The organism is Moraxella nasicaprae (assembly GCF_025643275.1).
GTDB classification, from domain to species: Bacteria; Pseudomonadota; Gammaproteobacteria; order Pseudomonadales; family Moraxellaceae; genus Moraxella; species Moraxella nasicaprae.
This window is the reverse complement of the sequence record NZ_CP089977.1, coordinates 2,093,794-2,106,666: the sequence shown is the minus strand read 5'-3', so window position 1 is coordinate 2,106,666 and position 12,873 is coordinate 2,093,794. Positions and strand designations below refer to the sequence as shown.

Genomic DNA, 12,873 nt, shown 5'->3' with positions numbered 1-12,873 from the left:
GGCACTATCCTGTTAGGCTTTATAGCGAATGACAGGCTGACCAAATTCAACCACCTCAGCATTACTCACCAAAATCTCTTCGATGATGCCGCTTTGGGTGGCTTCTAGCGGATTCATGATTTTCATTGCCTCAATGATGCCCAGTGTATCACCAGCTTCTACCTTTTGACCAACTTTGACAAATGGAGGGTCATTTGGACTAGGTGCTGAATAAAACACCCCAACCATTGGCGAAGTCTCTACCTTGCCCGCTGGTGCTTTTGGAGCAGGGGCAGCGACAGGAGCAGGAGCGGCTGCCATCGGTGCTGCTTGCGGCACAGCAATGGTCTGTACAGCGGTATTACGAGTTAGGCTGATGTAGTTGTCGTCTTGACCATATTCTAGACTTAACAAATCTTTTTCTTCCATCAAATCAACAAGTTCACGAATTTTTTTGATGTCCATTGCCATCACCTTCCAATTAAAAAAAGTTAAAATAAAGAATTTTATTTAAGATGCTCATCAAATCAACCTTGCCATCGGCTGGGCTGAGTTGATTTCTTAAATACCAAAATTTCATTATGTATAGTGTACATTCGTTTTATTTTATTGCAAGTGTTTTTTGTCATATTTTGCCACAAATGTTGCTATTTAAATGAATTTTGGTACATTTAGCTCATCAAGCCAGTCAGGTTTGACCCATTTTTGAGTTTCAATAAACTGATAATGTTGCATTTTTTCAAACAAACGCTCGACATCATCGTCCACGCAGACCAAGCCAACATTTTGCTTAGGCATGAATCCAGCTTCGGCAGTTTGGGTCAGCATCTGTATCAATGGGTCAAAAAATCCTGCAATATTTAGCAAACCAATCGGCTTGGCGTGTTGTCTAAGCTGAGCCAATGAAATCACTTCAAACAGCTCCTCATAAGTACCAATACCACCAGGCAATGCGATAAAAGCGTCTGCCAATTCAATCATCTTGGTCTTACGAGTGGGCATATCTGGCGTGGTAATCAGTTCATCAAGCCCCAAATGCGCCACCTCTTTTTCAAGCAAAAACTTTGGAATGACACCAATGGTGCGACCACCATGAGCAATCACAGCATCGGCAATCGTCCCCATTAAGCCCACCTTGCCACCGCCATAGACCAGCGTATAACCACGCTTTGCCATCATCTCCCCCAGTATTTGAGTGGCTTGATGATAGGCGGGAGTTGTGCCAAAATTTGAGCCGCAATAGACGGCAATATAATCAAGTTTATTCATCTTGGGTTTCCAAAGTATTAAGAGTGCTTGGCAAAAAACACGCCAACACCACAAAGCGTAATGCCAATAACAAAAGTACCGACAACCAAATCCCAATCATACCAAAATTGGTGTGCAAAATCACACTCGCCAAAAAATAAATGACGGCAACAATCATGGCGGCTTGACGGATTTGTTTGCCTGCGGTCATACCAAAATACACACCATCAATCCAATATGCCAATGCTCCCACGATGGGCAATAGGCTAGCAAATAACGAATGGCGTGTGGCGATGGCATGGACGACTGGGTCTTTTGCCATCATATCAAGATAACTTGGCATTGCCAAGAGCCAGCCAACAGATAATAATGCAGCAATCGCCATGATGCTGATGCCTGTTCGTCTGAATGCCAGCAAAAATAATGAGCGGTTTTTTTGCCCAAAGGCTTGACCACACAGGGTTTCTGCCGCCACCGCCAGCCCATCAAGTGCGTATGCTGATAGGCTTAATATTTGTAGCAAAATGATGTTGGCAGACAACGCAGCATCGCCATGCATTGCCCCAAGCTTAGTCAGCCAAGCAAAACTGAGCGTCAATAAAATGGTGCGAATAAAAATGTCTTTATTTAGGCGTAGCAGGGAAAATAGTTTTGATTTTTCAAAGGCTTGCATGTTTATTTGCCAAATCTTCTTGATGGATATGCCCAAACTGTTGGCAAAAACAAACAGCCCCATCAGCACGCCAAGCCATTGAGCAAGCACCGTTCCCCATGCCACACCTGCCACACCCAAGTGGGCAAATTTCACCAATAAAATACTGATGACGATATTTAGCAGGGCGATGGTGCTTTGTAATAGTAGCAGTTGGCGAGTTCGCCCCATGCCCGCCAGCACACCAACAAATACATAATTGGCAAGTTCAGCAAACACCCCAAAAAATCGTATGCCAAGATACTCTTTGGCAATGTCGCTGGCGGTCTGACTGGCAGAAAATAGCGTCAAGCCGAGCTGCACCAAAGGAATCTGTGCCAGCCACAACATGATGGCAATGAAGGCAGCAATCAGCCATGCACGCCACGCTATTGCTAATATGCCACTGGTCAAGCCAGTCGCTCCCAGATGTTGTGCTGTCAAGCCTGAACTGGCGTATTGTAAAAAATTAAAACTTGCCAATAGCACCGTCATCATCTGCACCGCAATGCCAAGCCCAGCCAAAGAGGCGGCTTGACCCATTTGGGCAATGATGGCGGTGTCCACCAGTCCTTGTATGGGCATCGCCAGATTAGCAAGCAATACAGGAATGGCGATGATAAAAATACGCCTAAAAGTAATTTTAGGCGTATTGTGTGATGAAAGCATATTCATCTTAGGGTCAGTCCTTGCTATTTTGAAGCTCTGGATCGGCAAACACCACCATCTCTTCTTCAAACTCAGGCTTAACACGCACGATGAAATCCTCACGAGACAGTCCCAAACGAAGCGGAATGGAGCTGGCGATATAGACCGATGAATAAGTACCTGCAATCAGACCGATGAATAGGGCAACAGAGAACCAGTACAGACCTTCGCCACCCAAAAATAGCATTGCAATCACAACCACAAATACTGTTCCCACCGTCATGAAAGTACGGCGTAGCGTCTCAGTCAAAGATAAATCAAGCACCTGTGTTGGGCTAAGACCACGCACACGGCGGAAATTTTCACGAATACGGTCATACACCACAATCGTATCGTTAATCGAATAACCAATCAACGCCAATACTGCCGCCAATACCGTCAAGTCAAACGGCCATTGGAATAGGGCAAATGCACCGACCACAATGATGACATCGTGAAACAGTGCCAAAACTGCACCCAAAGACAGCTTGAACTGGAAGCGAGTACCCACATACAGCAACATCATGCCCAGTGCCACCGCCAAAGCCAGCAGAGAATTTAGGTAAATTTCATTACCCACTTGCGAGCCAACGATGCTGATGCTATCAACCGTTGCGGTGTTGTTTGGCAAGTCCAATGCCTTATCCAGTAGCGGAGTCAAACTCTCAGCATTGCCATCTTGGGGTGGTAAACGAATGAGCAACTCTTGGTTTGTGCCTAGATATTGCACCACCGCATCATGAAAACCAGCCTGACTTAACGCACCGATGACCTCGGTTTGTTTGGCAGGTTCTTGATAGATGACATTAGCAGAAACACCGCCCGTAAAATCCAGACCCAGATTAAGACCTTTGGTAAAAATAGCAATCAAACTACCAATGACCAAAATCAGCGACAAAATCATCATCGGCTTTTCAATTTTCATAAAGCCTAAGATTTTTTGATTGGCAATCAGCTTGACACCGCCTTCTTTTTCGGCAAATTCGTCCGCTTGGGCGATGATACTTTGGTCAGCCAGATGTTGGTTGGCACTGGCATTTGCTCCTTTACCGTCACGGCGTGGCGTGCGGCGGCGAGTAGGGCGGTCAGCTGCATTGGCATCGATTGGGTGATTTTCAGAACTCATAATAAACTCCTAACCGATACTTAGTTTGGTTAAATTTTTACGCTTACCGTACCAAATTTGAATCATGGCACGAGTCACCAAAATGGCAGTAAATAGCGAAGTTACGATACCGATTGCCAAAGTGATGGCAAAGCCCTTAATCGGACCTGTACCGATGGCAAATAAAATAAACGCCACCAACAGCGTGGTGATGTTGGCATCAAAAATACTGCTAAATGCACGATCAAAGCCTGCCACAATCGCACCTTTGGCACGAGCACCATTGGCAAGTTCTTCACGAATGCGTTCAAAAATCAGCACATTGGCATCGACCGCCATACCGATGGTCAAAACAATACCTGCAATACCAGGCAGGGTCAATGATGAGCCAATGATTGACATGATTGCCACCATGATGATGACATTGAATGCCAATGCAATATTAGCAATCACACCAAAAGCACGATAGAAGATAATCATCCACAAAAACACCAGCAGATAGCCAACTTGCGTTGAGAAAATACCTTTATCAATGTTTTCTTGACCCAATGATGGACCAATGGTGCGTTCTTCAACAAAGTACATCGGTGCTGCCAATGCTCCTGAACGAAGCAATAGGGCAAGCTCAGACGCTTCTGCCTCACTGTCAAGACCTGTGATGCGGAATGACGAACCCAGCACCGCTTGAATGGTGGCTCGGTTGATGACACGCATTTCAGAGTAGGGGGTGCGTTTTTCGACCAGCTCGCCTGTGGCTGGGTCTGGCTCATAACTGATTTTTTGTTTATGCTCAATAAACAAGACCGCCATTTGTTTGCCTACGGCTGTACGAGTGGCATTTTGCATCAAACGACCGCCTGCGGTATCTAGCGTGATAGAAACCTCCGAACGACCATCTTCACCCACGCCTGGCTGTGCACCTTGTACTTTTTCGCCTGTTACGATGGCTTGTTTGTCAAGCAAAACCGCAGGGCCGTCTGTGGTACCAAACGGGAAAGCCTCCGTACCAGCAGGTGGAATGCCGCCTGTATAATTGGCAGCTTCTTCGCTCACCATACGAAATTCTAGGTTGGCAGTACGACCAAGCACACGCTTAGCTTCGGCGGTGTCTTGGACGCCAGGTAACTCAACCACGATGCGGTTTGAACCTTGTGATTGAACCAATGCCTCTGCCACACCAAGCTCATTGATACGATTACGCAAGGTGGTCAAGTTTTGGCTGACGGCATATTCGTTAATCTCAGCAAGTTTGGCTTCGGTATATACCATTTCAAGGGCAGGGCCTTGTGTATCCATGAGCGGACGCAAAGCAAAATCAAGACCCATGTTTTTTTGTAGAACAGTTTGAGCCTGATTGCGTTGCTCATTGCTGCCAAAGGTCAGCATCAAGCCTTGTTTGGTGGTACGCATTGACTGCACAGGAATCTGCTCAGCACGCAAAGCTCGGCGAACATCTTGGCTGGCAGTGCTTAGGCGTTGTTCCAATGCCTTGTCCATGTCCACTTCAAGCACAAAACGCACACCGCCACGCAAGTCTAGACCCAGTTTCATTGGTTTTGCACCGATTTTGGTCAGCCATTCTGGCGTGGTTTGGGCAAGGTTGAGAGCAACCACATAGTTTTCGCCCAATTTACGGCGTAGAACTTCTTGGGCTTTTAGCTGGTCTTCGGAATTATTTAAGCGGACTAAGGCACTATTATTGGCAAAACTACCATCATGATGGTCAAGTCCTGCCTCGCTTAATGCTGATTGAGCCTGAGTTAAGACCTCCTCAGTCAGCTGTGTACCTGCACTAGCACCCGTGATTTGTACCGCAGGTTCATCAGGATAGAGATTTGGTAGTGCATAAATGCCTGCGATGAACAACACAAGAGCAATCAGCACATATTTCCAAGCGGGATAATGCATAGATATTCTTATTTGATTGATAAGCCGATTGGCTTAGAAATAAAACAACCCAAACGGTCAATTTTGCAAAAAAATCTTTGCAAAAAAGCTGTTTGGGCAAGCATAAAATTAGATATTATCAACAGTGCCTGCTGGCAATACCATCAAAACGCTGGCACGCTGAACCTTAACTTCTGTACCGCCATTGTTGAGCGTTACGACCGCATAATCGCCTTCAATGCGTTTGATTTTACCAATCAAACCACCTGCAAATACCACTTCATTGCCAGCTGACAAGCCATCAACCATCGCTTTATGTTGCTTATTGCGTTTTGATTGTGGGCGAATGATGAGAAAATAAAAAATTGCAAAAAATGCCACAGGAATCAACAGATTCATGAATAGCGACTGTTCGCCAGCCGCACCTTGTGTGGCGTGAGCGGTGTTAATCAGCAAGTCCAACATAAAAAACTCCTATCATGTTTGGTGTATTAAAAACATCGATTTGGCATCAAATTCTTCGTAAAATCAAGTATTTTGCCAAAATTTTTGCACAAATAACAAGCTATTATAGATGAATATAGCGATATTCACAAGACCGATTATCGACTATGTGGTACTGATTTTGTGAAGATAATTAACATAAATACAGGTGGGGTTTTCGCCCAAATTGATTGATTTTTTGGCATTATTTTGATGATTTGATGAGGTATATTTAACACATTTGATGAATGCACATTGACCAAGCATGACTAGCACCAAAACCAAATCGCCATCAGTTGGTCTTGATGAGTGCCGTCATTAGCTTCAAACCCAAGCAATCACAACGAGCAACTTGATGAGTAATCATGCCAAACACATCGTTTAAAGTGTGCGTATCAAGCATTCATCAATCCCCTAAGTCGATTGCTTACACTTCGCATAATGTATATTATGTTAAATAAGGTATTCATACACACCAACCCGTGATTAAATTTCCTCAAAAATCATACCAATTCCGACTTGAACTATTTTTTGGTATTTGCTAAACTTTCACTAAATCTAAGAAGGAGCTGACAATTTTACAAGGAAGTTAAAATGCTATTTTCAAAATCATCTTTGAATATTGCCATTTCTGCCATTCTTTTATCAATTTCAACATCAAGCATTGCCCAAGTTATCAGCGATCCAAAAGCAGATTCTAATAAAAAACCCATTATTCTTGCAGGAACTCATACTAATGGACAAGCTGTTCCTGTGGTACAGATTCGCACACCTGTTAATGGCATATCTCATAATCAATACGAAAGGTTCAATGTTAATGACATAGGTGTCGTGCTAAACAATGCTCGTGGTAGTACACAGACACAGCTTGCCAATCAGATTGAGGGTAATCCTTTTTTACAACAAGGTTCTGCCCATACCATCATCAATGAAATTAACAGTAGTAAAGCCACCAATATTGCTGGTATTATTGAGGTTGCTGGACAAACAGCCAATGTTATCATTGCCAACCCGTCAGGAATTGTAGTTTCTGGTGCTGGGTTTATTAACACAAATGAGGCAACATTAACAACTGGCACGGTTAGTCATTTGCAGGGCAACATTAGCCATCAAATCAATGCTGGTAAAATTAATATCGGTCAAACAGGTATGTCCGATAGGCATCAAGCCAATTATCTTAATCTATATGCTAAAGCAGTGGAATTAAATGGCAAAATCCATGCCAATGATAGTATTAATGTTGTTGCAGGCTCTAATATTATTACCAATGGACTTTCCACTCCTGTTCAAGCATCATCAAATAAATCTTCCGCTGCCACCATTGCTATTGATACAGGTCAGCTTGGCGGTATGTATGCTGGCAATATTCGTTTGATTGTTACCGATCAGGGCGTTGGTGTCAATAATGCTGGTAGCTTAAACGCCGCTCAGCAAGTCTATGTCAGTAGTGATGGATACATCAAAAACACAGGCAATATACATGCAGATCATCAAATCCTACTAAGTAGCCAAACAGATATTTACCAGTCGGCACAAGGGGTGATGAGCACCAAACAAGGCAATATCCACCTAAATGCTAACAATCAAACTTTGGCAGGCAATGTGACAGGAGGGAGAGACATCCTTTTAACAACAAACAACACCCTTAATCTACATCAAACAAATTTAACTGCCAGCAACATTGAAACCAAAGCCAAGACGCTCAGCGTACAGCAGTCCAATATGACTGCCAGCAATGTCCAGTTAGTTACCAAAGACGCTCTATCTATCGGTAAAAGTAGTATTCGTACAACAGGCAACATCACTGTAGCATCATTAGCTGGCAGTGCACAAATGACTGACAACCAGTTAAATGCAGATGGATCAATCAATCTCTACACACACCAAAATCAAACGCTGACTAACAGTAATTTAACTGCACACAAAAACATCTCTATTGAGTCTAGAAAAGACCTAGTTTGGCAAAACACGACTGCCAATGCCGATCATCATTTAACGCTTTATACCACAGGCGATCAAAATATAGGTGGTAATTTAAGTGCTAAGGGTATCTTAAGTAGCGTTTCACTTGGTTTGCATACGATTACAGGATCGACCAATCTGACGGCTGGTGCAATTTTATTAAAAACCAAAAAGCTGTCCATCAAGCCGCAGGGTCAATTATTTGCTAATGCAACCAAAACACAGCTGTTAACCAAAAATCCGCAAACTACGACACTAAGTGGCGACTTATCTATTATTAGCGAGCAAGCATTGCACATTCGACCTCAGACACATCAATTATCTGCTGATGGAGATTTATGGCTACAGTCCCAAAATGGCAACATTGATTTAATCGGTCATGAAGGCACTAAGGGTATTGGCTCAGGTCAATTAGCACAACTTACTCCAAAAGGAAATTTGACCATATCCGCACAAGAGATTGTTTTACAAGGGGCAAATATTACAGGTAAAAATATCCATCTAAATGCTGGGAAGGGCTCCGTTCTGGTTGATGCTCTAAGCAATCGCCTAGATGGTCAAGCATTGCCCATACATACGATTGACAATATAGAAAAACAGCTCAAACAAGCCAAGCAAGCATTAGCAATCTTTCAAAAATCTGACGCATATCAGTCTTATCGACAATTGCAGACTCAGATTAATTCTCTGCAATTTCAGCTAGCTTTGCATCATAGTCAAAGACAGGCATTAAGCAATCCTGCCACGCCATCTCTACCAGAAAACAGCAGATCGCTTGGCGACACTCTCTTACCTCCCCCACCGCCTCCCCCACCATCAGGGATTAGATTTCGTTCAGCATCACCCACTTCGCCGGCAGATCCAAAGACTGTGGCTGACTATGACCGACTAATTAACCAAACCAACGCCAAAATCAACGAATTAGAATCGGTATTATCTAAGCATTTGCCTGCCAAATCAAAAGAGGAGGCTTTGCAAGCTGATGTATCAAGATTGACTGACCAACTGGCTGACTTGAAAAGAAATCCAATCGGTACAGAATATCAGCCCTCCACCCTGACAGCACAAAACAATATCAGCATGAATGCTGCTCAAGGCATTCTAATCCGTTCATCGAACTTGACCGCTGCCAATAACATCACTTTGCAAGCACAGGGTACATTAACTGACAAATACCACAAAAACGACCAAAACATCACCGCCAGCATCCTAGTCGATGGCTCACACAACATCTATGAAATGGGCAAGGAAAACTCCTCTTATTATCGCAACCATGCTTTGTTTGTGCCAAGTCAAATCACAGCCAGTAATGTCAGCCTATCTGCCACCAAGACCAATCAAGCAGGGCAGCCAGTCCATTTGGTTGTACAAGCTGGCAACATTGATGCTAAGTCTAACCTAACCATCGCTGCTAATCATCATTTACTCGTTGACCATGCCATCAATTATACCCATCGCTACGATGAAAGTAGCAGCAAAAAAGGCAGTGCACTCAATCGCAAAACCATCAATGTTCAAACCCAAGATGAGTATTCCACCGCCCTACCGACTTCTTTGGCTGCCCATCATATCTCATTAACCGCTCAAGGTCATCAAAGTAATGCTGACTTTTATGCCACCAAAATGAGTACGACAGGCAATATCAGTGTCTTTGCTACAGGTGCAATCAATCTATTTAGCGTCAATGATGTGCATGAGCATCATCAAGATACTCAGGTCAAAAGACGCATCTTGGGCGTTAAAGCAGGCAATGCAACAACCAATCATCACAAATTGCAAATTACTGCCCTGCCCGCCTCTTTGACCGCTCGTTATATCAATACCAAATCTCTTGGCGACACCACCCTACAAGGCAGTATATTTAGCTATCTGTCTGGTGCAAATATTGAAGCAGGCGGCAAAGTTCATCTACTTCCAGCGATTAGCACTCTCAATATAAGCACCACCTCACAAGCCAATGAAGTCTTTTGGCAACGAATGCAAGATAAAGGACAATATACTCAAACAGCTGTTTTACCCAGCTTTACAGGTAGTACACCGCCTAGTTTTGTTGCCGATGGCGGTCTTGTGGTACAAATCCCTATCAGCGAAAAAGATGTCCAAAGAAAAGTCATCAAGGAACAAATCCTTGAACTTGCCAAACAGCCCGAATACAGCTATCTAAATTCGCTCATCCAGCAAAACAACATCGACTGGCAGACCCTTATTCTCACTCAAAAAGAATGGAACTACCAGCAAGCAGGTCTTACTCCAGCAGGGGCTGCCATCTTAACCATTGCCATGGGAATGGCAACAGGCGGTATTGCACCGATTAACGGTACTTTATTGGGCAGTCATACCCTGACAGCGATGGCAAATACCGCTCTTAGCACCCTTGCCGAACAAGCCACCATCAGCCTAATCAATAATCAAGGCAACATCAAAGCCGCCATCAAGCAGCTTGGCAATAAAGACAATGCCAAACAGCTTGCCTTTGCCATCGCCAGTGCTGGTATCAGCAATAAGATTGATAAAGGACTAAACATACAAGGCATTGACCAAACCCAGTTAAGTCTTAATGACAGATTCATCAAAGGCATTGCCCAAAGTACTTCAAAAAGCCTACTACAATCTGCCATCTATGGCACAGACTTAGAAGACAACCTAAAAACCAATCTTGGTAATCAACTGATTGCCCTATCACATCAACAAGCCTTTGCTCATTTGGTTAAACCCATTGATACAGATGGCAACATTAACAACATCGCCCACAAACTTGCCGCAGGACTCACAGGCTGTCTATCTGCCAAAGCACAAGGATCAACTTGCCAAGCAGGTGCCTTAGGTGCTAGTATGGCAGAAATCTGGGCAGATTGGCAAATAGATGACCCCACTACCCTAACAGACTCTCAAAGACAAAGTATCATCAACCAAGCCAAACTCATCGCAGGGACAGTAGCAGCCCTAGCAGAAGAAGATGTGAATATGGCAGTGCAGATGGCTGAGGAGGTGGTTAGGTGGAATGCAACCACCAGTTTAAATAGATTGGGTGGTGGTTTTGGTGCTGGTGCTAGTGCCGCTATTATCAATAGCATCTCTAAACTGTGCAAGAAAGGCACCGTTTGCTTTACCGCAGGAACCCTGATTGAAACATCAGAAGGCTTGAAAACCATCGAAACCTTCACAGGTGGTGAACTGATTTGGACAAGAAATGACATTACCCTAGAATACGGCTATCGTCCTGTCATTGCCACCAAAGCAACACCTGACCAACCCATTTTCCAAGTAACGGTCAAAAACCATCAAGGTCAAATTGAAACCTTAGAAACCACAGCTGAACACCCATTTTGGATTAAAGATACAGGCTGGCTAAAAGCGTCTTTACTAGAACAAGGCATGATACTACTTGATAGAAACAATCAAGAAGTAGAAGTTATAAGCCAATACCTACTACCCAACCACACCGACACTGTCTATAATATCGAAGTGGATGACTTTCACACCTATCATGTGGGCAGATTGGGTGTGTGGGTGCATAATGCGAATTGTTGTGATTTTGGCAACAAATATGGTAATGCTGCCGAGATTTTAATCAAAGGTGATTGGGTAGATGCTAAAACTGGCAAGGTAATGTATTTGGATCCTTTTACAAATACCAAAAAATTCTTTCCCGATGACGCTGTAGCATCTTTTGATCATATTCTCCCCAGAGCGGAATTTAAAAAAATTCCAGGCTTTAATGATTTGCCAAAAGATGTACAAGAAAAGCTCATAAATAATCCTTCTAATTTACAGCCACTACCTAAACATCTTAACTCTTCTAAGGGTTCTAAGATTGAAACAGGTACTGATGGATGGGTTAAATATGTTAAGGGGAATAAAGAAATATCTCCTAAATATAGAGCATATTTGTTAAGGCAACAGCAGCAGATACTCAAAGATGCAACCGAAAAAGTTCATCAAGAATTATTTAAGCGGAGAAAAAAATCATGAAACTATTTTTGACTAAAACTCAGTTAGAGGAAAGTTGTGATAAAGTCTTTTATCAAAATGATTTTGATGATATTCCATTTATGGAACTAAGTTTAAAATGCAATGAAAGAAAATATGATGGCTACCATTTTATTTCAAAAGGCGATTTAAAGGAATATTTAGTCCAACCCTTTGAAAGCCTTCAACCCAAAACCTATCAGCTGCTTTTAAAAGCAGAGTTCTTCTATGCTGTAGAAAAATCACCTTATCCAGAAATTATGGGAGATATTACTCAATTTGGTATAATTGTTAATCATCAATGTTTTTATTTATCATATCCATCAATTCCTTGCTACGAACAAGATCCTGATAGTATTTTTTACAAAAATTTACCAGTTTTTGTTCTTCGCTCTTGGATACTCCACACAGATGCGTGGCATATTGCAGAAGACACAGTTACTAGTCCTTTTAAAAGCCGTCTGCCAACAACTTTACAAAGTCCAATTCACTCTATTATAGATAATTTTGAAACTAGACAAAATAGAGATAAATATTGTGATTTTTTAGATGCTAAGTTTAATCATCGCATCGTGAGAGATTATGATGACGATCAGTATACAGGGGATAATAGAAATGATTATTTTGAGTTAAGAAATCTATTAGATACACGAACTATGGACGACTATAGCAACACTGGTTTCCAATTATTTTGCTCATCTATTGATCAGGGAGAAAATATCTATATTATCCAAAATGCTGATGTATTTAGCATAAAAAGATTGAATAATCCACAAGAAGCCATTGATAGTTACGCAGCCCATATTTTTTCGGGTCAAGATGGCGACTTTGATTTTACTCCATATATGGTGGATTTTTAGAT

General features: G+C 42.7%; 8 protein-coding genes. 2 read left to right on the top strand and 6 right to left on the bottom strand.

Features of this window, described 5'->3' with window-relative positions:
- Positions 1–12 precede the first annotated feature (12 nt).
- The 6 genes from accB to yajC all read right to left on the bottom strand — a co-directional run bounded on the left by accB (position 13) and on the right by yajC (position 6,059).
- Complete coding sequence (gene accB, locus LU297_RS10010; RefSeq protein ID WP_263076379.1) at positions 13–444, bottom strand: acetyl-CoA carboxylase biotin carboxyl carrier protein; 432 nt, start codon at positions 442–444, stop codon at positions 13–15.
- Between the two features lie 186 nt (positions 445–630).
- A complete protein-coding gene (locus tag LU297_RS10005; RefSeq protein ID WP_263076378.1) occupies positions 631–1,248 on the bottom strand; it encodes an LOG family protein in 618 nt (205 codons plus the stop codon).
- Positions 1,241–2,593: an MATE family efflux transporter gene (locus LU297_RS10000; protein ID WP_263076377.1), complete on the bottom strand. Its 1,353-nt coding sequence runs from the start codon at positions 2,591–2,593 to the stop codon at positions 1,241–1,243. The genes LU297_RS10005 and LU297_RS10000 overlap by 8 nt, the downstream gene beginning before the upstream one ends.
- 7 nt (positions 2,594–2,600) lie before the next feature.
- A complete protein-coding gene (secF, locus tag LU297_RS09995; RefSeq protein WP_263076376.1) occupies positions 2,601–3,731 on the bottom strand; it encodes a protein translocase subunit SecF in 1,131 nt (376 codons plus the stop codon).
- A gap of 9 nt (positions 3,732–3,740) precedes the next feature.
- Positions 3,741–5,618 (bottom strand): protein translocase subunit SecD, encoded by a 1,878-nt coding sequence (secD, locus tag LU297_RS09990; RefSeq protein ID WP_263076375.1) that lies wholly within the window; start codon positions 5,616–5,618, stop codon positions 3,741–3,743.
- Positions 5,619–5,726: 108 nt separating this feature from the next.
- Positions 5,727–6,059: a preprotein translocase subunit YajC gene (yajC, locus tag LU297_RS09985; RefSeq protein WP_263077397.1), complete on the bottom strand. Its 333-nt coding sequence runs from the start codon at positions 6,057–6,059 to the stop codon at positions 5,727–5,729.
- 615 nt (positions 6,060–6,674) lie between these two features.
- On the opposite strand from yajC, the gene LU297_RS09980 reads away from it, so the two are divergent.
- Together LU297_RS09980 and LU297_RS09975 are read left to right on the top strand one after the other, a co-directional pair.
- A complete protein-coding gene (locus tag LU297_RS09980; RefSeq protein WP_263076374.1) occupies positions 6,675–12,014 on the top strand; it encodes a two-partner secretion domain-containing protein in 5,340 nt (1,779 codons plus the stop codon).
- Positions 12,011–12,871: a hypothetical protein gene (locus LU297_RS09975; RefSeq protein ID WP_263076373.1), complete on the top strand. Its 861-nt coding sequence runs from the start codon at positions 12,011–12,013 to the stop codon at positions 12,869–12,871. The genes LU297_RS09980 and LU297_RS09975 overlap by 4 nt, the downstream gene beginning before the upstream one ends.
- Positions 12,872–12,873: the final 2 nt, after the last annotated feature.